The sequence below is a fragment of the Streptomyces sp. NPDC030838 genome (genome assembly GCF_055572035.1).
Window position 1 is genome coordinate 1 of sequence record NZ_JBVIED010000015.1, and the last position, 24195, is coordinate 24195.

A 24195-nucleotide genomic window follows, 5' to 3' on the forward strand; every position below is an offset into this window, starting at 1 on the left:
CCAGTGGGGAGGGGGAGGGGGAGGGGGTTGGTCTCCCTGGAGGAGAGAGAGTTGGCAGGGGGGCGGGGGGGGCGGCCCTTTCCCCCGGGGGGGAAGCCCCGCCCCTCGCGTCCGTCACCGCTCAGCCCTTGCTGAGCTCCCAGAACCGGAACACCGTCGAGGCGTCCAGGCAGTACTCCAGGCCGTAGACGCCCTCGCGGACGACCGCGTACTGCTTGGCCTGCCAGACGGGCAGGACGGGCAGTTCGTCGGCGACGATGTCCTGCAGCGTGCCGAAGTCCTTGTCGGTCGCCGCGCGGTCGGACTGGGCGGCCGTGCGCGGGATGAGCGTGCCGGTGATGGTGCCGTTGGCGTAGTTGTTGGCGAGCACGTTGCCGTCGCCGAAGAACGGGGCGGTGAAGTTGTCGGCGTCGGGGTAGTCGGGCACCCAGCCCTTGACGTACACGCCGTACTTGCCGGCCTCGATGTCCTTCTCGTACTGGTCGAAGGCGACCGACTTGACCTGGGCTTCGAACAGGCCGCTGTCGTTGAGCTGGCCGGCGATGGCCTGCAGCGCCTGGTCGGTGGCGGGACCGTAGCGGGACGGGGTCGACCAGAGGGTGAGCTTCACCTTGCCGGTGATGCCGTCGGCGCGCAGGGCGGCGGCCGCCTTGGACTTGGACGGGCTGGCGCCGTAGGTGTCGAAGAAGGCCGTGTTGTGGCCGGCGATACCGGCCGGGATGATCGAGTAGAGCGGGGTGGCGGTGCCCTGGTAGACGTCCTCGACGAGGGCCTCGCGGTCGATCAGGTGGGCGATGGCCTTGCGGACCGAGAGCTTTCCGGCGACCGGGTCGTCCATGTTGAAGACCAGGTGCTGGACCTCGGCGCTGGTTCCCTCGATGACCTCGACGCCGGCGTCGGCGTCGGCCTTCTCGATGTCGGCGATGTCGCCGGCGCTCAGGCCTCGGTAGGCGATGTCGATCTCGTCGTCGAGGAGTGCCTGCTTCAGCGCGGTGCGGTCGCCGTGGAAGAACTTCAGGGTGACGCCGGAGTTCTTGGTCTCGGCGGCGCCCTGGTAGTGCTCGTTGACGGAGAAGACGGCCTTGTCGTCGTCGAAGGAGTCCAGCTTGTAGGGGCCGGAGCCGATCGCCTCGCCGTCCTCGCGCAGCTTGGTGCCGTCGTACTCGCGGTGGTTGACGATGGAGCCGGCACCGGAGGCGATCTTGCTGGGGAAGGTGGCGTCGGCGACCTTCAGCTTGAACACGACGGTCTTGTCGTCCGGCGTCTCGACCGAGTCGAGCATGGGGAACATGATCGCCGGCCCGTCCGGGTCGTTGATCTTCAGCATGCGTTCGAAGGAGAACTTGACGTCCTGCGAGGTGAGCGGGTCACCGTTGCTGAACTTCAGCCCGTCCTTGAGCGTGCACTCGTACACCTTGGTCGTGGTGTCCGTGAAGGAGCACTGCTCCGCGGCCTCCGGCTCGGGCTCGGTGCCTCCCTTGGGGAAGCTGAGCAGCGACTGGAAGACGTTGTTGAACAACAACCAGGAGCCGGGGTCGTAGCCGGACGCGGGGTCCGTCGCCAGGACGTCGTCGGACATTCCCATGACGACGGAGGAGCCGTTCTCCCCCGCGTCACCGTTCTCCGAACCGCATCCGGTCAGCAGGCCGGAGGCCAGTCCCGCCGCGATGGGCAGGACGGGCCACTGCTTGCGCATGTTCACGTGCGTGTGCCTTACGTCGTTCTCGAACTCCCGGGCGCCCGTGCGGCTCCCGGGCAAACGTCGGGGGAGATGTCGGATGTCAGCCGCTCACACCGCGGCTGAGCTCCCACAGCTGAAGGGTCGAGGAGGAGTTCAGCGCGTAGGCGGCCCCGGTGATGTCGTCACGCGCGGCCACGTACTGCTTACCCTGCCACAGGGGCAGCACGGGGACGTCCTCGGCGACGATGTCCTGGATCCGCGTCAGGGAGTCGACGGCGGAGATCCGGTCGGCCTCGCGGCGGGACTGCGGGATCAGGCTGTTGCGGATCTGGCTGTTGGCGTACGGCGAGCCGAGGAAGTTGTCCTTGTCGAGGAAGGGCGCGAGGAAGTTGTCGGCGTCCGGGAAGTCCGGGAACCAGCCCATGCCGTAGACCTCGTACTCGCCCTTCTGCTCGGCGGGGCGGAACGTCGCCCAGGGGGCGCCCTTGATGTCGACGTCGAACAGGCCGCTGTCGTTGAGCTGCTTCCGGAGCAGCTCGAACTCCTTCTTGGTGGCGGCGCCGTAGTGGTCGGTGGTGTAGTGCAGCGTCAGCTTCACCGGGGTGGTGATGTCGGCCTTGGCGAGGATGCCGCGGGCCTTGGCGACGCTCGGGTCGCCGTAGCGGTTGAAGAACGAGTTGGAGTGGCCGGTGATGGTGGCCGGGACCAGCGAGTACAGCGGTTCGGCCTGGGAGCCGTAGACCTCGGAGACGATCTCGCCGCGGTTGATGATCTGGGCCATGGCCTGGCGTACGGCCTTGCCGCGGACGGCCGGGGCGTTGGTGTTGAAGGCCAGGTAGCGGATTTCCAGGCCGGGCATGTCGACGAGGTCGACTCCCTCAGGGGCGTCGGTGCCCAGCTGCTGGATCTGCTGCGGCGTCATGGTGCGGGACATCAGGTCGATGTCGCCCTTGCCGAGGGCGTCGTTCATGGCGTCGGCGTCCGCGTAGGAGACCAGTTCGACCTTGTCGTTGTTCACCGTCAAGGTGCCCTTGTAGGCGGGGTTCTTGGTGAACACGGCCTTGACCAGCTCGCCGTTCTTCTCCTCGGCCTTCAGGGTGTACGGGCCGGAGCCGTCCACGGCGAAGCCGTCGCGCAGCTTGTCCTTGGGGTAGTCGTCGGGGTTGACGATGCCGGCGACCGGGGTGGACAGCTTGTACGGGAACGTGGCGTCCGCGGTCTTGAGGTGGAAGATGACCTCGCGGTCGCCCTGCGTCTCGACGGTGTCGATGGTGGACAGCAGGGCGAAGACGCCGCTGTCGGCCTTGAGGGCGCGGGCGCGGTCGATGGAGTACTTCACGTCGGCGGCGGTGATCGGGTCGCCGTTCGCGAAGGTCAGGTCGTCGCGCAGCCGGCAGGAGTAGCGCTCGTTGCCGGTGTCGGTGAAGCCACAGCTCTCGGCGGCCTCGGGAACGGGCTCGCCCTCGCCGCGCGGCTGGATCATCAGCGTCTGCACGGTCTGGCGCAGCACGTTCCAGGTGCCGACGTCGTAGGCGTAGGCCGGGTCGAGGGGCGCGGGGGCGTCGTTGGAGGCGATGAACCGGTCCGTGGTGCCGACGGCGATCGCGTCGCCGCCGTCGCTCCCGCTGTCGGACCCGCCGCAGGCGGCGAGCGCGGGCGCGAGCAGGCCGACCACGGCCGGCAGCACCAAAGTCTTGCGGTTCATGCTCGAGTTTCTCCAGAGCTGTCGAGTCCGTGTATCCGGCATGCAGGGGTGTCGCGGCGGAACACGGGACCAGGGGGTGATGTTCTCGCGACGAGATTAGTGCGCGCCCGCAGCGCGGTTCGCGGGCACTGGAGTTGAACGCCCATCACGCAGCGAAACCGGGCGTGGACACACCGAAAACCCGACAGCGGAAGGATTCGTGCAGCGTTCCACCAATCGGGACACAAGGACACGGCACAACCCGCAGGAAGCGGGCAAGGAGCACGCGCGGAGCAGCCTGTCGAGGCGCGCTGGAGTGGCGAACGTCACATAGCCAACGGGCGGTGAAGGAGCTGGAATTCGGCCACCCGGAGCGGTTCGAATTCCTGCGCGGGCGCGTTCGATGAATTCCCGGTCTATCCGTGTTGCACGGTGGGTGAAGAGCTAGCCCATTTCCGTCATCAGCCCGCGCAGAAATGGGAGGTCCACCTCTTCGAGAGAGGTCACCACGGTGCGCCGGGCGGCCGGGGAGATGGGGGCGACGGACGGCACCGCGACCACCCGGCAGCCGGCGGCCTCGGCCGCGGCCACACCGGTCACCGTGTCCTCGACGACCGCGCATCTGGCCGGATCCGCACCCAGTCCGGCCGCGGCCAGCAGATACGGGTCGGGGTGCGGCTTGGTGCGCGGCACCTCGTCTCCGGCCACGGTCAGGGCGAAGTACTGAGGGCCGAGCGAGGTCAGCACACGGTCGATGATGCGCCGGTGGGAGGCGGAGACCAGGGCCGTGGGGATCTCGTGCGCGGCCAGTTCGGCCAGCAGCCGGGCGGCCCCGGGCATCAGCGGCAGCGCGCGGTCGATCCGGTCCTCGAACCCCTGGTTGAGCAGGACGGTGAGTTCGGCCAGGGTGATGTCGGCTCCCGTGGCCTCGATGAGGAACCCCGCGCTGCGGCTCATGGGGCCGCCGACCACGACATGGCGCCAGGAGTCGTCGAGGGTGTGCCCGAGGCCGGCGAAGACCTCGACCTCGACGTCCCACCAGAAGCCCTCGGTGTCCACCAGGGTCCCGTCCATGTCGAGGAGCACGGCCTGCAGGGCGGAGCCTTCGGCCGTACGGGTGCCGAGCGCGGGGACGGTGGTCGTCATCCGGCGTACCTCCTTGAGGGACGAGCAGGCCGGTTCCCGTGAGGGGAACCGGCCTGCGGTGGACCGACCAGTGTACGACTTGTGCGGACGAACCGCCTCGTTTGAAAGGCGGATGTCGGGGCAGTCGGTCGGATACGCCGGGGCGTGCCTCAGCGTGTGTCCGCTTGTCTCGGCGTTGCGTGCCTCAGCGTTGCGTGCCTCAGCGTGCGTTGAAGTACTTGGCCTCGGGGTGGTGGATGACGATGGCGTCCGTCGACTGCTCCGGGTGCAGCTGGAACTCCTCCGACAGCCGCACGCCGATGCGCTCCGGCTGGAGCAGGTCGGCGATCTTCGCGCGGTCCTCCAGGTCGGGGCAGGCGCCGTAGCCGAGGGAGAAGCGGGCGCCGCGGTACTTCAGGGCGAACATGTCCTCGATGTCGGCCGGGTCCTCACCGGCGAAGCCCAGCTCCGAGCGCACGCGCGCGTGCCAGTACTCGGCCAGCGCCTCGGCCAACTGCACGGACAGGCCGTGCAGTTCGAGGTAGTCGCGGTAGGCGTCGGACGCGAACAGCTTCGCGGTCTCCTCGCCGATGCGGGAGCCGACGGTGACGACCTGGAGTCCGACGACGTCCGTCTCGCCCGACTCCTCGGGGCGGAAGAAGTCGGCCAGGCACAGGCGGCGGCCCCGGCGCTGGCGCGGGAAGGTGAACCGGGTGCGCTCGTGGCCCGCCTCGTCCAGGATGATCAGGTCGTCGTCCTTGGAGACGCACGGGAAGTAGCCGTAGACGACGGCCGCCTCCAGCAGGTTCTCCGCCTGGAGCTTGTCCAGCAGGCCGCGCAGCCGCGGCCGGCCCTCGGTCTCGACCAGTTCCTCGTACGTCGGCCCCTGGCCGGTGCGCGCCTGCTTCAGGCCCCACTGGCCCTTGAACAGCGCGCCCTCGTCCAGCCAGCTCGCGTACTCCTTGAGCTGGATGCCCTTGACGACGCGGGTGCCCCAGAAGGGCGGGGTCGGCACCGGGTTGTCGGTGGCGACGTCGGAGCGGACGTGGCCCTCCTCCGGGCGCTCCTCCACCTCGACGGTGGCGGCCCGCACCCGGCGCTGCCTCAGCTCGGGCAGCTTGGCGCCGGGCACGCCGCGCTTGACGCCGATGAGGGCGTCCATCAGGCGCAGGCCCTCGAACGCGTCGCGGGCGTAGCGGACTTCGCCCTCGTAGATCTCGTGCAGGTCCTGCTCGACGTAGGCGCGGGTGAGGGCGGCTCCGCCGAGGATGACCGGGTAATTCGCCGCCAGGCCGCGCTGGTTGAGCTCCTCCAGGTTCTCCTTCATGATCACCGTGGACTTGACCAGGAGCCCGGACATGCCGATGACGTCGGCCCTGTGTTCCTCGGCGGCCTCCAGGATCGCGGAGACCGGCTGCTTGATGCCGAGGTTGACGACGTTGTAGCCGTTGTTGGACAGGATGATGTCGACGAGGTTCTTGCCGATGTCGTGGACGTCGCCGCGCACGGTGGCCAGCACGATGGTGCCCTTGCCCTCGGCGTCGGACTTCTCCATGTGCGGCTCGAGGTAGGCGACCGCGGCCTTCATGACCTCCGCGGACTGGAGCACGAACGGCAGCTGCATCTGGCCGGAGCCGAACAGCTCGCCGACCACCTTCATGCCGTCCAGCAGCGTCTCGTTGACGATGTCGAGGGCGGGGCGCTCCTGGAGGGCCTCGTCGAGGTCGGCCTCCAGGCCGTTGCGCTCGCCGTCGATGATGCGGCGCTTGAGGCGCTCCTCCAGCGGCAGCGCGGCCAGCTCCTCGGCCTTGCCGGCCTTGAGGGACTTCGCCGTGGCGCCCTCGAACAGGGCCATCAGCTTCTGCAGCGGGTCGTAGCCCTCGCTGCGGCGGTCGTAGACGAGGTCGAGGGCCGTCTGGACCTCTTCCTCGGTGAAGCGGGCGATCGGCAGGATCTTGGAGGCGTGCACGATCGCCGAGTCCAGGCCGGCCTTGACGCACTCGTCGAGGAAGACGGAGTTCAGCAGGATGCGGGCGGCCGGGTTCAGGCCGAAGGAGATGTTCGACAGACCCAGGGTGGTCTGCACCTTCGGGTGGCGCCTCTTCAGCTCGCGGATCGCCTCGATGGTGGCGATGCCGTCCTTGCGGGACTCCTCCTGACCGGTGCAGATGGTGAAGGTCAGGGTGTCGATGAGGATGTCCTCCTCATGGATGCCCCAGTTGCCGGTCAGGTCGGCGATCAGCCGTTCGGCGATCTCGACCTTCTTCTCCGGCGTGCGGGCCTGGCCCTCCTCGTCGATGGTCAGGGCGATCAGCGCGGCGCCGTGCTCCCGGGCGAGCCGGGTGACGCGCGCGAAGCGGGAGTCGGGGCCGTCGCCGTCCTCGTAGTTCACCGAGTTGATGACCGCGCGGCCGCCCAGCTTCTCCAGACCCGCCCGGATCACGTCGACCTCGGTGGAGTCCAGCACGATCGGCAGGGTGGAGGCGGTGGCGAACCGTCCGGCCAGCTCCTCCATGTCCGCCACGCCGTCCCGGCCGACGTAGTCCACGCACAGGTCGAGCATGTGCGCGCCCTCGCGGATCTGCTCCCGCGCCATCTCCACGCAGTCGTCCCAGCGGCCGTCCAGCATGGCCTCGCGGAACTTCTTGGAGCCGTTGGCGTTGGTGCGCTCGCCGATCGCCAGGTACGAGGTGTCCTGGCGGAACGGCACCGACTGGTACAGCGAGGCGGCGCCCGGCTCGGGACGCGGCTCGCGCTCGACCGGGCGCAGGTCGCGGACGCGCTCGACCACCTGGCGCAGGTGCTCCGGCGTCGTGCCGCAGCAGCCGCCCACCAGGGACAGGCCGTAGTCGCGGACGAAGTTCTCCTGGGCGTCCGCCAGCTCCGGCGCGGACAGCGGGTAGTACGCGCCATCCTTCGTCAGTTCGGGCAGGCCGGCGTTCGGCATGCACGACAGCGGGATACGGGCATGGCGGGACAGATGCCGCAGATGCTCGCTCATCTCCGCCGGGCCGGTCGCACAGTTCAGGCCGATCATGTCGATGCCGAGCGGCTCCAGCGCGGTGAGCGCGGCGCCGATCTCGGAGCCCAGCAGCATGGTGCCGGTGGTCTCGACGGTCACCGAGACGATCAGCGGTACGTCGTATCCGGCGACCTCCATCGCGCGGCGGGCGGCGATGACGGAGGCCTTGGTCTGGAGGAGGTCCTGGGTGGTCTCGACGATCAGCGCGTCCGCGCCGCCCGCGAGCAGGCCCTCGGCGTTCTGCTGGTAGGCGTCGCGGATCGCGCCGAAGGTGGTGTGGCCCAGGGTCGGCAGCTTGGTGCCCGGGCCCATCGAGCCCAGCACCCAGCGCTGGCGGCCGTCACGGGCGGTGTACTCGTCGGCCGTCTCCCGGGCGATGCGGGCACCGGCCTCGGACAGCTCCAGCACCCGTTCGGCGATCTCGTACTCCGCCGCGGCGGTGAGGTTGGCGCCGAAGGTGTTGGTCTCCACGCAGTCCACGCCCGCGTCGAAGTAGGCGGAGTGCACGGAGCGGACGATGTCGGGCCGGGTGACGTTCAGGACCTCGTTGCAGCCCTCCAGGTTCTGGAAGTCCTCGAGGGTGGGTTCCTGGGCCTGGAGCATGGTGCCCATCGCTCCGTCGGCGACCACCACACGGGTGGCGAGCGCCTCTCGGAGCGCGGACGCACGGGTCCGGCTGTCGGCGGAAGGGGTCGGCGGCAACGAGGCCATGTAAGGGCTCCCTGAGATGCGACGGCTGTCGGCTTTGCGTCGCCTCGGGGCACGGTCGGGCACCGTCCCGGGGCGGGCGCACGCCGTCAGGGTAACCGGCGACGGGGGCCTATGGTCAGGGGCGTCCACGAGGCGGACGAGGCAGATGGCCGAAGCGCGACCGTCTGTTTTCGGCCACCACCGGTGGACGGACGGCGAACAGCTGCCGACCGACCATTAGCGAGAGGTCGGCATCGACCGGTAGTGTTCGACATTGCCGAACGGCGGCAGCGACGTCGCAGCTCGACGGTCGAAGGGGACGGAGGCAGGACGGCGATGGCACGGAACATCCAGTCGCTCGAGCGGGCGGCCGCGATGCTGCGACTGCTCGCGGGCGGCGAGCGGCGGCTGGGCCTGTCGGACATCGCCTCGTCCCTGGGTCTCGCCAAGGGCACCGCCCACGGCATTCTGCGCACCCTCCAGCAGGAGGGCTTCGTCGAGCAGGACGACGCCTCCGGGCGCTATCAGCTGGGCGCCGAGCTGCTGCGCCTGGGCACCACCTACCTCGACGTCCACGAACTGCGGGCGCGCGCCCTGGTCTGGGCCGACGACCTGGCCCGCTCCAGCGGCGAGAGCGTCCATCTGGGCGTGCTGCACCAGCAGGGCGTGCTGATCGTCCACCACGTCTTCCGCCCCGACGACAGCCGGCAGGTGCTGGAGATCGGCGCCATGCAGCCGCTGCACTCCACGGCGCTCGGCAAGGTCCTCTCGGCGTACGACCCGGTCGCGCACAGCGAGGCCCTCGATGCCGACCGCAAGGCCTTCACCGACCGCACCGTCTGCGACCTGGGCCCCTTCGAGCAGATCCTCGACCTCACGCGCGCGCGTGGCTACGCGGCCGACGTGGAGGAGACCTGGGAGGGCGTCGCGTCCATCGCCGCCCCCATCCACGACCGGCGCCGGATGCCGGTCGGCGCGGTCGGCATCACCGGCGCGGTGGAGCGCGTGTGCCGGGACGGCGAGCTGCGCCCCGAGCTGATCGCGGCGGTACGGGACTGTGCCCGCGCGGTGTCGCGGGACCTGGGCGCGGGGCGCTTCTGAGGCGCGGCGCGCCTTCCGGGCCGTACGCCGGCACGTAGGCAAGCCCCAGGGCAGGACACGAACACCGGGACGCCAGGCGGCGTTCCGGTGATCGCCATAACCTGAAGCGGGCATATCCGGCGTTGCCCAGCCCACAGCGGCATCGATGATCGATAACTCCGCGCGATCAATAACGATCGGATTTTCGATAACGGAACCCTTGACGCATGCGCGACCGCCCGACAAGACTCCCGTCCATCGGTCGGCATTGTCGAACACCTACCGGCAATACGCGCTAGAGTGTGACAACGCCAAGGGCCGGCACAGCTCTCACCCCCGAGGGCGCGGAACCTCCGTAGGGACACGGGGTTCGGCTTCCCCTGGACGAAGGACAAAGGAGTCGCGGGTGTCCAGCTCCGACATCTTCATCGGCGAGACCATCGGTACCGCCATACTCATCCTGCTCGGCGCCGGCGTTGTGGCCGCCGTCGTGCTCAAGGCCTCCAAGGCCCGCAACGCCGGCTGGCTCGCCATCACCTTCGGGTGGGGTTTCGCCGTGCTCACGGCCGTCTACATCTCGGCCCCTCTCTCCGGGGCCCACCTGAACCCGGCCGTGACGCTCGGTATCGCGATCAAGGACGGCGAGTGGAGCAACGTCCCCACGTACTTCGCGGGACAGCTGCTCGGCGCCATGATCGGTGCCACGCTCGCCTGGGTGGCGTACTACGGCCAGTTCCACGCCCACCTCACCGACCGCGAGATCGTCGGTGGCCCGGGCACCCAGTCCACCAAGGCCGTAGAGGCCCAGGAGGCCCAGGCCGGACCGGTGCTCGGCGTCTTCTCCACCGGCCCCGAGATCCGCAACGTGGCGATGAACCTCGCCACCGAGATCATCGGCACCTTCGTGCTGGTCCTCGCGGTCCTCACCCAGGGTCTCAACGACAACGGCAACGGTCTGGGCGTCGTCGGCGGGCTGATGGTCGCGCTCGTCGTGGTCGGCATCGGTCTCTCGCTGGGCGGTCCCACGGGATACGCCATCAACCCGGCGCGTGACCTCGGCCCGCGCATCGTGCACGCGCTGCTCCCCCTGCCCAACAAGGGCGGCTCCGACTGGGGCTACGCCTGGATCCCGGTGGTCGGTCCGCTGATCGGCGCCGCTCTCGCGGCAGGCCTCTACAAGCTGGCTTTCGCGTAGAGGTTCCGCCAAAGCATCAGCGCACGATCCCCAGTCCGTTTCCGTGACCCCCAGGAGCACACAGTGACCGACGCCCACACCGCCGGCCCGTTCATCGCCGCCATCGACCAGGGCACCACCTCGTCCCGCTGCATCGTCTTCGACCGCGACGGCCGGATCGTCTCCGTCGACCAGAAGGAGCACGAGCAGATCTTCCCCAAGCCGGGCTGGGTCGAGCACAACGCCACCGAGATCTGGACCAACGTCCAGGAAGTCGTCGCCGGAGCCATCGAGAAGGCCGGCATCACCCGCGACGACATCAAGGCCATCGGCATCACCAACCAGCGCGAGACCACCGTGCTGTGGGACAAGAACACCGGTGAGCCCGTCCACAACGCCATCGTCTGGCAGGACACCCGCACCGACGCCCTCTGCCGGGAGCTGGGCCGCAACGTCGGCCAGGACCGCTTCCGCCGCGAGACCGGTCTCCCCCTCGCCTCCTACTTCTCCGGGCCGAAGGCCCGCTGGCTGCTCGACAACGTCGAGGGCCTGAAGGAGCGCGCCGAGGCGGGCGACATCCTCTTCGGCACCATGGACACCTGGGTCATCTGGAACCTGACCGGCGGTGTCGACGGCGGCAAGCACGTCACGGACGTCACCAACGCCTCCCGCACCCTGCTGATGAACCTGCACAGCATGGAGTGGGACGAGAAGATCTGCGAGTCCATCGGCGTGCCGACGCAGATCCTGCCCGAGATCCGCTCCTCCGCCGAGGTCTACGGCGAGATCAAGGGCGGCAAGCTCGGCGACCTGCTCGGCGGCATCCCGGTCGCCTCCGCGCTCGGCGACCAGCAGGCGGCCCTGTTCGGCCAGTGCTGCTTCGCCGAGGGCGAGACCAAGTCGACGTACGGCACCGGCACCTTCATGGTGATGAACACCGGTGACAAGATCATCAACTCCTACGCGGGCCTGCTGACCACCGTCGGCTACCAGATCGGCGACCAGAAGCCGGTCTACGCCCTGGAGGGCTCGATCGCCGTCACCGGCTCCCTGGTGCAGTGGATGCGCGACCAGATGGGCCTGATCTCCACCGCCGCCGAGATCGAGACGCTCGCCCTGTCCGTCGAGGACAACGGCGGCGCCTACTTCGTGCCGGCCTTCTCCGGTCTGTTCGCCCCGCACTGGCGCTCCGACGCCCGCGGTGTGATCGCCGGTCTGACCCGGTACGTCACCAAGGCGCACCTGGCCCGTGCCGTCCTGGAGGCCACCGCCTGGCAGACCCGGGAGATCGCCGACGCCATGGTCAAGGACTCCGGCGACGAGCTGGTGGCCCTCAAGGTCGACGGCGGCATGACCTCCAACAACCTGCTGATGCAGACCCTCTCGGACTTCCTGGACGCCCCCGTGGTGCGTCCGATGGTCGCCGAGACCACCTGCCTCGGCGCCGCCTACGCCGCCGGCCTCGCCGTCGGCTTCTGGAACAGCACCGACGACCTGCGCGCCAACTGGCGGCGGGCCGCCGAGTGGACCCCCCGCATGGACGCGGAGACCCGCGACCGTGAGTACAAGAACTGGCTCAAGGCCGTCGAACGGACCATGGGCTGGCTCGAGGAAGAGAACTGACGAGAGCTGGCGCCCAGCTCTGAGGCGAGTTCTCAGACGAGCTCTGATGAGGAGTAAGAACCCGACATGACCAGTCAGTCCACCCTGCAGTCCGTGCCTGCCCTCGGTACGCGCCCGGCCTCCGGCTCCAACCCGAGCCGCGCCGAGACCCGGGAGCGGCTCGCCAAGGCGTCGTACGACCTTCTTGTGATCGGCGGCGGCATCCTGGGCATCTCCACCGCCTGGCACGCCGCGCAGTCCGGGCTCAGGGTGGCCCTGGTCGACGCCGGCGACTTCGCCGGTGCCACGTCCTCCGCCTCCTCCAAGCTGCTCCACGGCGGTCTGCGCTACCTGCAGACCGGCGCGGTGAAGCTGGTGGCGGAGAACCACTTCGAGCGCCGTGCGGTATCCCGCCAGGTGGCCCCCCACCTGGCGAACCCGCTCACCTTCTACCTCCCCGTGTACAAGGGCGGGCCGCACGGCGCCGCGAAGCTCGGCGCGGGTGTGTTCGCGTACTCGATGCTGTCGGCCTTCGGCGACGGCGTCGGGCACCTGCTCTCCCCCGCCAAGGCGGCGGCGGACGTGCCGGAGCTGCGCACCGAGAACCTGAAGGCCGTGGCCGTGTACGGCGACGACCAGATGAACGACGCCCGCATGGCGCTGATGACGGTCCGCGCGGCCGTCGAGGCGGGTGCGGTCGTCCTGAACCACGCCGAGGTCACCGGCCTGCGCTTCACCAAGGGCCGGGTGACCGGCGCCGAGCTGAAGGACCGGCTGTCCGGCGACGAGTTCGGCGTCAACGCCCGGCTCGTGCTCAACGCGACCGGCCCGTGGGTGGACCACCTGCGCCGTATGGAGGACCCGGATGCCGCGCCGTCGATCCGTCTGTCGAAGGGCGCGCATCTGGTCCTGAAGCGCACCTCCCCGTGGAAGGCCGCGCTCGCCACCCCGATCGACAAGTACCGCATCACCTTCGCCCTCCCCTGGGAGGACATGCTGCTGCTGGGCACCACCGACGATGAGTTCGAGGGCGACCCGGCGGACGTCGCGGTCAACGACAAGGACATAGCCCAGATCCTCGACGAGGCCGCGTTCTCCATCCGCGACCAGCAGCTGGACCGCGACCTGATCACCTACGCCTTCGCGGGCCTGCGGGTGCTGCCGGGCGGCCCCGGCGACACCGCCAAGGCCAAGCGCGAGACGGTCGTCACCGAGGGCAAGGGCGGCATGCTGTCCGTCGCGGGCGGCAAGTGGACGACCTTCCGTCACATCGGCCGTACGGTCATGAAGAAGCTGGAGGCGCTGCCGGGCCACCCGCTGGGTGAGGACTTCGAGCCGATCTCGTCGCTGCCGAAGAAGCTGCCGCTGCCGGGTGTCGCCAACCCGCGCGCGGTCGCCCACCGTCTGCTGACCGACGGCCCGGCGCCCGGCCCGCGCATGGCGGCGGACACCGCCAAGCACCTGGCCACCCACTACGGTTCGCTGGCCTTCGACATCGCCCGCCTCGCCAACGAGAACCCGGAGCTGGGCCGGCGCGTCCACCCGGACGCCCCGGAGATCTGGGCGCAGGTCGTCTGGGCCCGCGACCACGAGTGGGCGGAGACGGCGGACGACGTGCTGCGCCGCCGTACGACGCTGACGATCCGCGGCCTGGCCACGGACGAGGTCCGCGCGAAGGTCCAGGACCTGCTCGACGAGAAGTAGGGACGAGAAGGAGATCTCGCGTGCCGGCTCTTCCCTGACCGCCGCCGGCACCGCGGAACGGCCCCCTCCGCACTAGGGGGCCCGTAAGAAAGGGGCGGCTCCTCGCCGATGGAGCCGCCCCTTTCGCCTGTCCGGACGCAGCCGGCCTGATCCGGAAGACAGGCCCTAGCCGCCCAGCAGGGCCTCGCCGAGCAGGCGCCAGGACGGCATCGAGGAGGCGCCCGGCGGGGTTCCGATGACCTGGACGGCGACATGGTCGGCGCCCGCCTCGACGTGGGCGTGCAGCTTGGCGGCGACGGTGTCCGGGTCGCCCCAGAAGACCAGGTCGTCGACGAGGCGGTCGCTGCCGCCGCCGGTGAGTTCGTCTTCCGTGTAGCCGAGCCTGCGGAACTTGGCGAGGTTGTACGGGGTGTCGAGGTAGGGGCGCAGGTGCTCGCGGGCGGTCGCGCGGGCCTGCTCGGCGTCGGTCTCCAGCAGGACGGCGTGCTCGACGCCGAGGAAGGCGTCCGGGCCGAGGATCTCGCGGGCCTGGGCGGTGTGGGCCACGCTGACGTGGTAGGTGTGGGCGCCGGCCGTGCGGTCGCGGGCTAGTTCGAGCATCTTGGGGCCGTAGGCCGCGAGGAGGCGGCGCACCGGGGACTTGGGCGCGGGGACGTCCAGGGCGTCCATCTCGTCGAGGTACGCGGCCATGGCGGCGAGGGGTTTGACGCCGGGGCGTGGGGCGCCGCCGAAGCCGAGGCCCAGGACGTGCCGGTCGGGGTGGGCGTCGGCGAGGAGCAGCGCCCCGCCCTGCGCCGCGCGGGCGTCGCGGGCCCAGATCTGGGCGATGCCGTTGAGGACGTGCAGCCGCTCGGTCGCGGCGAGCAGATGGCCGGCGAGGCTGAGCGCCTCGCGTCGCTGCACTTCGGGGAACCAGACGGCCCGCCAGCCGCGTTCCTCCAGCTCCTGTACGGACTCCCGTACCTGCCCGGCGGACTGGTGCTCGAAGTCGAAGGTGTAGATGCCGAACGTGCCCAGGTCCAGGCCGTCGATGCCGCTCATGGGTTCCCCCCTCGTGTTCCCTGCGTCACCTGCGTACGCGTCGTGCGCGCCGCACACGTCGCACACGTCGCACGCATCGGAATATCGCAGATACTCGATATGAAGTCCAACAGGCGGCCCCGGAGAAGTGACGACACCTCAACGACTAGAGCGTGCGGCCCAGTTGCTCGACGAGCGCGGCGATCCGTTCCTCGTCCCGCTTGTAGTGGGTCCACTTGCCGACGCGCGTCGCCCGCACCAGCCCCGCCCGCTGCAGTTCGGCCAGATACGCCGACACCGTCGACTGGGCGAGCCCCGCCTTGGCCTGGATATGGCTCACGCACACCCCGACCTCCGCCGGGTCGGCGATGGCCGCCTCCATGGGGAAGTGGCGCTCGGGTTCCCGCAGCCACTGGAGCAGCTGCAACCGCACAGGGTTCGACAGCGCGCGCAGCGCGTCGACCAGCCCCGGGTCCGGTGAGATCGCTGCGTCGGCCATGGGTCCGGAGTATAGGCCGGGGGACGGTACGGATCGCCGGGTGTTCCCGGGTGGCGATCGGGGCAGTGATCCGTTCACTCCCCCGTGCAAGGGGGCTGCGGGCGCCCGCGCCGCACGCCGTAAGGTTGGGACGTCAAGCGAGGGCACGTCGGAAGGAGGCACTGGGTGATCGAGCTCGAGGGGGTTCCCGAGCTGATCGACCCGGTCATGGTGGCCGCGTTCGAGGGCTGGAACGATGCCGGCGACGCCGCCTCCACCGCGGTCGCGCATCTGGAACGTGAGTGGAAGGGCGAGGTGTTCGCGGCGCTGGACGCCGAGGACTACTACGACTTCCAGGTGAACCGTCCCACGGTGTTCATGGACGGCGGCGTACGCAAGATCACCTGGCCGACGACCCGGCTGTCGGTGGTCCGGGTCGGCGGCGAGAAGCCGCGTGACCTGGTGCTGGTGCGCGGGATCGAACCGTCCATGCGCTGGCGCTCGTTCTGCAACGAGCTGCTGGGCTTCGCCCACGAGCTGGGCGTGGAGCTGGTGGTCATCCTGGGCGCCCTGCTCGGCGACACCCCGCACACCCGTCCGGTTCCGATCAGCGGGACCACGTCCGACCCGGACCTGGCCCGCCGGATGGACCTGGAGGAGACCAAGTACGAGGGCCCGACGGGCATCGTCGGCGTCCTCCAGGAGGCGTGCACGCACGCGGGCGTACCGGCCGTCAGCCTCTGGGCCGCGGTACCGCACTACGTGTCGCAGCCGCCCAACCCGAAGGCGACGCTGGCCCTCCTCAACCGCCTGGAGGACCTGATCGACGTCCGCATCCCGCTGGGCGAGCTGCCGGAGGACGCGCGCGCCTGGCAGCTCGGCGTGGACCAGCTGGCCGCCGAGGACAGCGAGGTCGCCGAGTACGTGCAGACGCTGGAGGAGGCCCGGGACACCGCCGAGCTGCCGGAGGCGTCGGGCGAGGCGATCGCGCGCGAGTTCGAGCGGTATCTGCGGCGCCGGGACGGCGGCCGGGACAACCCGGGCGACCGCACGCGCCCGCCGATGCCGCCGAAGCCGGGCACGGACGACGGGGAATCGTCGGAGGACTGAGGGCTCCCGGAGGAGGGCGGTGCGGGGTGTGTCCGCACCGCCCTTTCTCACACCTGCGGCACGGCCACCGCGTCGAACTCGGTGTCGGGGAGCGGCGGGTCCACGTCGAAGCGCGCGTTGGGCAGATAGAGGCGGTCGCCCCAGGCGGCGGCCGTGGTCGGGATGCGGAACCGCGGATCGGTGATGCGGGTGATCAGGGTGCCGCGGGTGCCGGCGGAGTTCAGCCGGAAGACGTCGATCGCGTTCTGCCACTGCTGGACGACGTAGAGGGTGCGGCCGAGCAGCAGCAGTCCGTCGCCGTTCGGCAGCGGCGCGCCGCCGAGGTCGACGACGCGGGCGGCGCCGGTGCGCGGGTCGATCCGCATGAGGCTGCCGCCGCCCGCGAAGGCGTTCACCACCAGCAGGGCGCTGCCGTCGGGGGTGCGCTCGACGCCGTTGGCGGTGAAGTCGGGGCCCTGTTCCCAGTCGCCGCTCAGCGGCACGGTCTGCACGCCCCGCGGGGCGCCGTCGCGGCCGAGGGCGAGCCGGTAGAGCCGGGGCAGGAAGGAGTCGGTGAACCAGGCGGCGCCCGGGGTGAGGACGACGTCGTTGACGAAGGTGCCGCCGACGTTCTCGATCCGCTCGATCTCTCCGGTGCGGGCGTCGACGGTGCGCAGGTCGCCGCCGGAGCCGCCGGCGAGGAAGAGCCGCCCGTACCGGTCGATCTTGAGGCCTACGACGGGACGGTCCGGGCCGAGTCCGCGGTGGACGATCCGGCCGCGGCCGGTGGCCAGGCTCGCCCGGTAGACGTCGCCGCCCGCGAGCGAGCCGACGTAGGCGTACGGTTCCGCGCCGATGGTGATGCCCTCGGGCCGGAAGCCGTCGGGCAGCGGGAAGCGGGCGGGCCAGGTCGCGGCCGGGGTCCCGGCCGCGTGCGCGGTGCCGCCGAGCAGCGCCGCCCCGGTGAGGGCGGCGGTCGTGGTGAGCAGTCTTCGCCGTGCGAAGGAACGGTCCGTGGGTGCCACTGTGCGTCCTTCCGCGAGGGCCGGCCCGAACGGCCGGCCGAACGGTCAGCAAACGCTTCCACCCCATCACAGGGCGGAGGGCACCCGAGAGCCGATTCCGCTTGTTCTCGGGCGAGTTGAGCCGGGGCGCCGCCTCAGCGGCGCCCCGGACACGGACGTCAGAGCGCCACGCCGAGCAGCGCGTCCACCGCGCGGGAGACGACGCCGGGCGCGCCGGTGTCCTCGCCGCCCTGTTCGTGCTGGAGGGCGGCCCAGCGGTCGACGGCGGCCAGCGCGGCCGGGGCGTCGAGATCGTTGGCCAGGGCCTCGCGGATCTCCTCGACGAGGGCGTCGGCGCCCGGCCCGTCGGGCCGGGAGACGGCGGACCGCCAGCGCGCCAGCCGGGCCTCGGCGTCCCGCAGCACCTGGTCGGTCCACTCCCAGTCGGAGCGGTAGTGGTGGGAGAGCAGCGAGAGCCGGATGGCGGCCGGGTCGACGCCGTCGCGGCGCAGCTGGGAGACGAAGACCAGGTTGCCCTTGGACTTGGACATCTTCTCGCCGTGCAGGGCGACCATGCCGGCGTGCACATACGCCGTGGCCATGGGGAACTCGCCGGTCAGCACCTGGGCGTGCGAGGCGCCCATCTCGTGGTGCGGGAAGGCGAGGTCGGAGCCGCCGCCCTGGACGTCGAAGCCCATCCCGAGGTGGTCGAGGGCGATGGCGACGCACTCGATGTGCCAGCCGGGGCGACCGGGCCCCAGCGAGCCGCCGTCCCAGCTGGGCTCGCCGGGCCGGGCGGCCATCCAGAGCATCGGGTCGAGCGGGTTCTTCTTGCCCGGCCGGTCCGGGTCACCGCCCCGCTCGGCGGAGAGCAGCCGCATCGCGGCGGCGTCGAGGTTCGAGACCTGGCCGAAGTGCGGGTCGGCCTCGACGGAGAAGTAGATGTCGCCCTCGAGCTCGTAGGCGGCACCCATGTCGCGCAGGCGTTCCACCAGCGGCACGATGCCGGGTATCGCCTCGACCGCGCCGATGTAGTGCCGCGGCGGCAGCATGCGCAGGGCGGTCATGTCCTCGCGGAAGAGGGCGGTCTCCTTCTCGGCGAGCGCGACCCAGTCGACGTTGTCGCGCTGCGCCCGCTCCAGCAGCGGATCGTCGACGTCGGTGACGTTCTGGACGTAGTGGACCTGCCGCTTGGTGTCCAGCCAGACGCGCTGAACGAGGTCGAACGCGTTGTAGGTCGCCGCGTGACCCAGGTGGGTCGCGTCGTACGGGGTGATGCCGCAGACGTAGATACGGGCGACGGGACCGGGATCGAGGGTGACCAGGGTGCCGGTCGCGGTGTCGTGGATCCTCAGGTCGCGGCCCTGACCAGGCAGGGCGGGGACCTCGGAAGCGGGCCAGGCATGCATGTCTTGAGCCTAACCGGACTGGAGTTCCGTATACGAACCGGACCAGGCCGGATGGCCGGGAAGGCGCTCTTGCGCGTTCCCGGCGGATGTGCCGGGCGAGGTGTGCGTCACACCGGCGGCCAGGGGATGGCGGGCCACTCCCCGCTGGGCTCCGGGTGGACGCCGGTGGTGAGCAGCGCGTCGACCCGCGCGCGCGTGGCGTCCAGCTCGGCCGCGGTGATCAGGCCGGCGAGGCGTTCGGCGAGCGTCCCGCCCTCCCGCAGCTGCTCCCGGAGCCCGCCGAGGACCGTGACGGCCTCCTCGGTGAGCGCTTCCCCGGCCCAGCCCCACAGCAGGGTGCGCAGCTTGTCGTCGACGTTGAAGGTGACGCCGTGGTCGATGCCGTAGAGCCGGCCGTCCCCGGCGGGCAGCAGATGGCCGCCCTTGCGGTCGGCGTTGTTGATCACCGCGTCGAGCACGGCGAGCCGCCGCAGCCGCTCGTCGTCGGCGTGCACCAGCAGCGCGGTGCGCCCCTCCCCCACCTCGGCGAAACCGATCGCCTTCCAGCCCGGTTCCGGCTCCTCGCCGTCGACGAGGGCCAGCAGCCCGTCGCCCTGGACGGCCTCGATCCACAGCTGGACCATGCCCTCGCCGTACGGGCCGTCGCGCAGCACCGTCGGCGGCACCAGGCCCCAGCCGGTGGCCTCGGAGACCAGGTAGGCGGCCACCTCGCGGCCGGCGAGCGTGCCGTCCGGGAAGTCCCACAGCGGGCGCTCCCCGGCGACGGGCTTGTAGACGCAGGCCGCCTCCTGGCCGTCGTACGTCACCGTGCAGTAGAGGGCCGCGTTGGAGGCCTCCCGGATGCGTCCGCGGACGGTCAGCTCGCCCTCGGCGAGCAGGTCCGCCGACGTCAGGCTCCGCGGCGGTATCCGTTCTGGCGCGGACATACGTGTCCTTCCGGGTCGAGCGGCAGGCTGCACAGCGGGCAGGGCGGCCGGCCGGCGTTGACGACGTCGAGGGCGCGCTTGGCGAAGGCTCTGGCCTGGGCGCCGGTGAGCCGGACCCGCAGCATCGGGGGCCCGTTCTCCTCGTCCTGGAGCAGCCGCTCCTCGGCCTCGGCGAGATCCTCGTCGGAGTCGGCGTCGATCTCTACGAGGGCCTGCGCCTCGACGATCATGCGCTGCTCCTCGCCGTCCCAGGCGAGGGCCATGGTGCCGACCCGGAACTCCTCCTCGACGGGGGTGTCCAGCGGGGCGGTGTCGGTGATCTCGGCGGGGGCGACGGCCGGCACGGCGGCGCTGCCGCCGCTGCGCCGTACGACCTCGTCGAGGAGTTCGTCCATGCGCTCGGCGAGCGCGGCGACCTGTGTCTTCTCGAGGGCCACGCTGGTCACCCGGGAGCCGGCGGTGGCCTGGAGGAAGAAGGTACGGCGCCCGGGCAGTCCGACCGTGCCGGCCACGAAGCGGTCCGGTGGGTCGTAGAGGAACACCTGACGGGACACGTCCTGTCTCCTGGAATCGTCTGGACTTGTGGATCGGCATCGACTTCGGGACCGACTGACCGCTTCACCCTACTGCGGCCGACGATCACGGTGCGCCCGCACCGCCCCCGACAGGTGCGTCCTCGGCCGGCGGCTCCTCGCGCGGCACCAGGGACGCGAAGTCGCCGGTGTCGCCGAGGCGGACGAGAAAGGGGCGCAGCCGGGTGTAGCGGATCGCCGTGATGGAACACGGTTCGACGGCGATCCGCTGGAAGAGGTCGAGATGGAGTCCGAGGGCGTCCGCCACGAGCGACTTGATGATGTCGCCGTGCGAACACATCAAGTACACCGCGTCAGGCCCGTGATCGCGCTCCACGCGCGCGTTCCACTCGCGTACGGCCTCGGCGGCGCGGGTCTGCATGGCGCGCATCGACTCGCCGCCGGGGAACTGCGCGGCCGACGGATGCGCCTGCACCACTTCCATGAGCGGCTCGTCCTTGAGCTCGGCGAGCTTGCGGCCGGACCAGTCGCCGTAGTGGCACTCGCCGATCCGTTCGTCGGTGTGCGCGGTCAGGCCGGGGCGGGCGTCGAGCAGTGGCCGGATCGTCTCCTGGCAACGCTCGAGCGGGCTGGTGACGACCTCGGCGAGCGGCAGCCCGGCGAGGCGCGCGGGCAGGGCGGCGGCCTGTGCGGCGCCGCGCTCGTCGAGCCGCACGCCGGGCGTCCAGCCGGCGAGCAGTCCCTCGGTGTTGGCGGTGGAACGTCCGTGCCGGACGAGGATCAGCGTGGGCATGCCGCCCAGCGTAGGCGTACGCCGGGCTGCGGTGGCGTGGAGGCGAGGGGAGAATGCGCTCCGTGATCGTCGATTGCGCCATCTACCGGGACGGGCATCGCGCGGACGGGCCCGCGGACCTCTCCGACGCCCTGGCCGAGGCGCGGGCGGCGGGCGGGTTCGTGTGGATCGGGCTGCACGAGCCGAGCCCCGGGGAGTTCGGGCTGGTCACCGAGGAGTTCGGGCTGCATCCGCTGGCCGTCGAGGACGCCCTGAAGGCCCACCAGCGGCCCAAGCTGGAGGTGTACGACGACTCGCTGTTCCTGGTGCTGAAGCCGGTGGTGTACGAGCCGGAGAGCGACGCGGTGTCCTCCGGCGAGGTCATGGTCTTCCTCGGCGACGCGTTCGTGGTGACCGTGCGGCACGGCGAGGGCGCGCCGCTGGCCGCCGTACGGCAGCGGCTGGAGCGGGAGCCGGAGATGCTGGGCAAGGGCCCTACGGCGGTGCTCTACGGCATCGCCGACGCCGTCGTCGACCACTATCTGGACGTCGCGGGCGAGCTGCAGAACGACCTGGAGGAGCTGGAGGCGGAGGTGTTCTCGCCGGAGGGCGGCGGCTCCCGGTACGCCGCCTCGCGGATCTACGGCTTCAAGCGGCAGATCCTGGAGTTCCGGAGGGCCACCGGCCCGCTGACGCTGCCGCTGAACCGGCTGGCGGGAACCGGGCCGTTCGGCGGGGCGGTGCCGTTCGTGAACGACAGGGCGCGGCCGTTCTTCCGGGACGTACAGGACCATCTCACGCGCGTGAACGAGTCCGTGGAGGGGCTGGACCGGCTGGTGTCCGACGTGTTGTCGGCGCATCTGGCGCAGATGAGCGTGCGGCAGAACGACGATATGCGGAAGATCTCCGCGTGGGCGGCCATGGCCGCGGTCCCCACGATGATCGCGGGGATCTACGGCATGAACTTCGACCACATGCCGGAGCTGCACTGGACGTGGTCCTATCCGGCGGTGATCGCGGTCATGGCCGCCCTGGAGGTGGCGCTCTACCGGTTGTTCAAGGGGCGCGGGTGGATGTGAGGGGGCCTCACGCGAATTCCGGGGCCGCCTCCGCGGGGCCGCCCAGGGCGTTGCGGCGTTCCGGCGTCCGCAGGGAGACCATGCGCCGCCAGCCGCCGAGGCGTTCGTAGGCGTAGACCGCGTGGATGCCGGCCGCGAGCACCGCGGACTTGGGCCTGGGCCAGCGGAGGATGCGGCCCATGTGGGCCATGACGGCGAGGCTGACGTCCCGGTAGATACGGATCTCGGCGAGCGCGCATTCGCGCAGGGTGCGCTGGATGGCCCGGCCGTGGCCGGCCTGGGCGAAGCGGAGCAGTTCCTCGTGGCAGTAGGCGAGGTGGTTGTCCTCGTCGTTGGAGATCATCCTGACCGCCCGGCCGAGGTCCGGGTGGTCGGCGAAGTGCTTGCGGAGCAGCTCCATCTGCTCGGAGGCGCGCTGTTCGGTGACCCGGCTGTGCGCGAGGTAGGTGACGATGTCCTGGACGGTGAGGGGTTCGTCGCGCTTGAGCTTGTCGTGGGCGAGGCCGATGCCGGCGCGCTCCAGCAGCATCGTGTAGTCGGTCTCGGGCGGGACGGGGACGGGCTCGAGGCCGCGCTTCTTCATCAGGGCGTTGAAGATGCGTCCGTGCTTGTCCTCGTCGGCGCCGTGGCGGGTGATCTTGGGGGCGAGGGCGCGCTCGCTCGCGGGAACGAGCGTGGCGATGCGGGCGTTCTCCCAGCCGCCCTGTGTCTCTCCGCTGGCGGCGATGGAGCAGAACAGGGCGTAGGACTCGTCGTTGTCGAGGATCTCCTGGAACAGACTCTTGGCCGAAAGCATCTGGAGCACCTCTCTGCAGATTCCGCAGGCCGCAAAGAACGAGTCAAATGCGGCGCGAGAGGTGCTGCAACAGGTCGGTCGGACATCTCCGCCGAAAGAAGGAGCCCTGGGGTGTGCCGGAGGCGTAACCGCGCGCGGGGCGGCGCGTTGTTCCGCGTGACGGCCGTGGCGGGGTAGACCCCGAGCCCCCACCACGGCCGTGGAACCTCCGGCGGTCGAGCGGTTGCCGGTGGCGCTACGCGAGGCCGGCGCGCTCCAGGGCCTCGGTGCCCGCCCGGAGCGAGGCGATCCGCTCGTCGAGAGTGAAGCCCGCGGGGGCGAGGGTGAGCGTGGTGACTCCGGCCTCGGCGTAGGCCTTCATCCGGTCGGCGATGCGGTCGACCGAGCCGAGCAGGGTCGTCTTGTCGATCAGGTCGTGCGGGACGGCGGCCGCGGCGCCCTGCTTGTCGCCGGACAGGTACTTGTCCTGGATCTCGGCGGCCTCCTGCTCGTAGCCCATGCGCTGGGCGAGCTGGTTGTAGAAGTTCTGCTTGCGGCTGCCCATGCCGCCGACGTACAGGGCGGTGTAGGGACGGAAGGTGTCGGCGAGCGTGGTGACGTCCTTGTCGTCGCCGAGGGCGAGCGGGAGGGTCGGGCAGACGTCGAAGCCGTCGAGGGTCTTGCCGGCCTTCTCGCGGCCCGCGCGCAGGTGCTTGATCGCGGTGTCCTCGAGGTGGTCGGCGGAGGGGAAGATCAGCAGGGCGCCGTCGGCGATCTCGCCGGTCTGTTCCAGGTTCTTGGGGCCGATCGCGGCGATGTAGAGCGGGATGTGCTCGCGCTGGGGGTGGACGGTGAGCTTGATGGGCTTGCCGGGGCCGCCGGGGAGGGGCAGGGTCCAGTGCTCGCCGTCGTGGGTGAGGCGTTCACGGGACATGGCCTTGCGGACGATCTCGACGTACTCGCGGGTGCGGGAGAGCGGCTTGTCGAACTTGACGCCGTACCAGCCCTCGGAGACCTGGGGACCGGAGACGCCGAGGCCGAGGCGGAAGCGGCCGCCGGAGAGGGAGTCGAGGGTGGCCGCCGTCATCGCGGTCATCGCGGGCTGGCGGGCGGGGATCTGGAAGATGGCCGAGCCGACGTCGATCCGGGTGGTCTGGGCGGCGACCCAGGTGAGCACGGTCGCGGCGTCCGAGCCGTAGGCCTCGGCGGCCCAGCAGACCGCGTAGCCGAGGCGGTCGGCCTCCTGGGCGACGGCGAGGTTGTCCGCGTCCATTCCGGCGCCCCAGTAGCCGAGGTTGATGCCGAGCTGCATGCCTTCCCCTTACTGATGAGTAACGTCCCTGGTGGG

General features: G+C 70.7%; 19 protein-coding genes. 6 read left to right on the forward strand and 13 right to left on the reverse strand.

Features of this window, described 5'->3' with window-relative positions; all coding sequences use genetic code 11:
• Positions 1–121: 121 nt before the first annotated feature.
• From ACZ42A_RS31030 to metH, 4 genes are all read right to left on the reverse strand, one after another.
• Complete coding sequence (locus tag ACZ42A_RS31030; protein ID WP_468530610.1) at positions 122–1702, reverse strand: ABC transporter substrate-binding protein; 1581 nt, start codon at positions 1700–1702, stop codon at positions 122–124.
• Positions 1703–1781: 79 nt separating this feature from the next.
• Positions 1782–3386: an ABC transporter substrate-binding protein gene (locus tag ACZ42A_RS31035; RefSeq protein WP_468530611.1), complete on the reverse strand. Its 1605-nt coding sequence runs from the start codon at positions 3384–3386 to the stop codon at positions 1782–1784.
• A 423-nt stretch (positions 3387–3809) separates the two neighbouring features.
• Positions 3810–4511, reverse strand: coding sequence for an HAD family hydrolase (locus ACZ42A_RS31040; RefSeq protein WP_468530612.1), 702 nt, complete (start codon positions 4509–4511; stop codon positions 3810–3812).
• A 199-nt stretch (positions 4512–4710) separates the two neighbouring features.
• Entirely contained in the window at positions 4711–8223 is a 3513-nt protein-coding gene (metH, locus tag ACZ42A_RS31045) for a methionine synthase (protein WP_468530613.1), read from the reverse strand.
• Between the two features lie 315 nt (positions 8224–8538).
• Between metH and ACZ42A_RS31050 the strand changes: the two genes are divergently transcribed.
• From ACZ42A_RS31050 to ACZ42A_RS31065, 4 genes are all read left to right on the forward strand, one after another.
• On the forward strand, positions 8539–9303 hold the full coding sequence (locus ACZ42A_RS31050) for an IclR family transcriptional regulator (RefSeq protein ID WP_468530614.1): 765 nt from the start codon (positions 8539–8541) through the stop codon (positions 9301–9303).
• 385 nt (positions 9304–9688) lie between these two features.
• Positions 9689–10477, forward strand: a complete 789-nt coding sequence (locus ACZ42A_RS31055) for an MIP/aquaporin family protein (RefSeq protein WP_468530615.1) — start codon at positions 9689–9691, stop codon at positions 10475–10477.
• Positions 10478–10540: 63 nt separating this feature from the next.
• The gene (gene glpK, locus ACZ42A_RS31060) at positions 10541–12079 is read left to right on the forward strand and encodes a glycerol kinase GlpK (RefSeq protein WP_468530616.1); all 1539 of its coding nucleotides are present in this window, start codon (positions 10541–10543) and stop codon (positions 12077–12079) included.
• A gap of 66 nt (positions 12080–12145) precedes the next feature.
• Positions 12146–13762, forward strand: a complete 1617-nt coding sequence (locus ACZ42A_RS31065; RefSeq protein ID WP_468530617.1) for a glycerol-3-phosphate dehydrogenase/oxidase — start codon at positions 12146–12148, stop codon at positions 13760–13762.
• Between the two features lie 165 nt (positions 13763–13927).
• Here the strand turns inward: ACZ42A_RS31065 and ACZ42A_RS31070 are convergent, their stop codons facing one another.
• Both ACZ42A_RS31070 and ACZ42A_RS31075 read right to left on the reverse strand, forming a co-directional pair.
• Entirely contained in the window at positions 13928–14803 is an 876-nt protein-coding gene (locus tag ACZ42A_RS31070) for a TIGR03620 family F420-dependent LLM class oxidoreductase (protein ID WP_468530618.1), read from the reverse strand.
• Between the two features lie 145 nt (positions 14804–14948).
• Complete coding sequence (locus ACZ42A_RS31075; protein WP_468530619.1) at positions 14949–15281, reverse strand: ArsR/SmtB family transcription factor; 333 nt, start codon at positions 15279–15281, stop codon at positions 14949–14951.
• A gap of 165 nt (positions 15282–15446) precedes the next feature.
• Here ACZ42A_RS31075 and ACZ42A_RS31080 point away from each other — a divergent pair, with 165 nt between their 5' ends.
• Positions 15447–16370, forward strand: a complete 924-nt coding sequence (locus ACZ42A_RS31080; RefSeq protein WP_468530620.1) for a PAC2 family protein — start codon at positions 15447–15449, stop codon at positions 16368–16370.
• A 47-nt stretch (positions 16371–16417) separates the two neighbouring features.
• Here ACZ42A_RS31080 and ACZ42A_RS31085 read toward each other — a convergent pair whose 3' ends face one another.
• From ACZ42A_RS31085 to ACZ42A_RS31105, 5 genes are all read right to left on the reverse strand, one after another.
• Entirely contained in the window at positions 16418–17374 is a 957-nt protein-coding gene (locus tag ACZ42A_RS31085; RefSeq protein ID WP_468530621.1) for an SMP-30/gluconolactonase/LRE family protein, read from the reverse strand.
• A gap of 158 nt (positions 17375–17532) precedes the next feature.
• Positions 17533–18762, reverse strand: coding sequence for a cysteine--1-D-myo-inosityl 2-amino-2-deoxy-alpha-D-glucopyranoside ligase (gene mshC / locus ACZ42A_RS31090; protein ID WP_468530622.1), 1230 nt, complete (start codon positions 18760–18762; stop codon positions 17533–17535).
• Positions 18763–18869: 107 nt separating this feature from the next.
• A complete protein-coding gene (locus ACZ42A_RS31095; protein WP_468530623.1) occupies positions 18870–19688 on the reverse strand; it encodes an SCO1664 family protein in 819 nt (272 codons plus the stop codon).
• Positions 19652–20242, reverse strand: a complete 591-nt coding sequence (locus tag ACZ42A_RS31100; RefSeq protein ID WP_468530624.1) for a DUF3090 domain-containing protein — start codon at positions 20240–20242, stop codon at positions 19652–19654. Before ACZ42A_RS31100 ends, ACZ42A_RS31095 begins: the two co-directional genes overlap by 37 nt.
• An 85-nt stretch (positions 20243–20327) precedes the next feature.
• Positions 20328–21014 carry a histidine phosphatase family protein gene (locus ACZ42A_RS31105; protein WP_468530625.1) on the reverse strand — a complete coding sequence of 229 codons (687 nt, stop codon included), beginning with the start codon at positions 21012–21014 and terminating at the stop codon, positions 20328–20330.
• A gap of 62 nt (positions 21015–21076) precedes the next feature.
• Here ACZ42A_RS31105 and corA point away from each other — a divergent pair, with 62 nt between their 5' ends.
• Positions 21077–22072, forward strand: coding sequence for a magnesium/cobalt transporter CorA (gene corA, locus ACZ42A_RS31110; RefSeq protein ID WP_468530626.1), 996 nt, complete (start codon positions 21077–21079; stop codon positions 22070–22072).
• Between the two features lie 7 nt (positions 22073–22079).
• On the opposite strand, the gene ACZ42A_RS31115 is transcribed toward corA, so the two are convergent.
• Positions 22080–22868, reverse strand: a complete 789-nt coding sequence (locus ACZ42A_RS31115; protein WP_468530627.1) for a ferritin-like domain-containing protein — start codon at positions 22866–22868, stop codon at positions 22080–22082.
• Positions 22869–23103: 235 nt separating this feature from the next.
• Positions 23104–24159 (reverse strand): LLM class F420-dependent oxidoreductase, encoded by a 1056-nt coding sequence (locus ACZ42A_RS31120; RefSeq protein ID WP_468530628.1) that lies wholly within the window; start codon positions 24157–24159, stop codon positions 23104–23106.
• Positions 24160–24195: the final 36 nt, after the last annotated feature.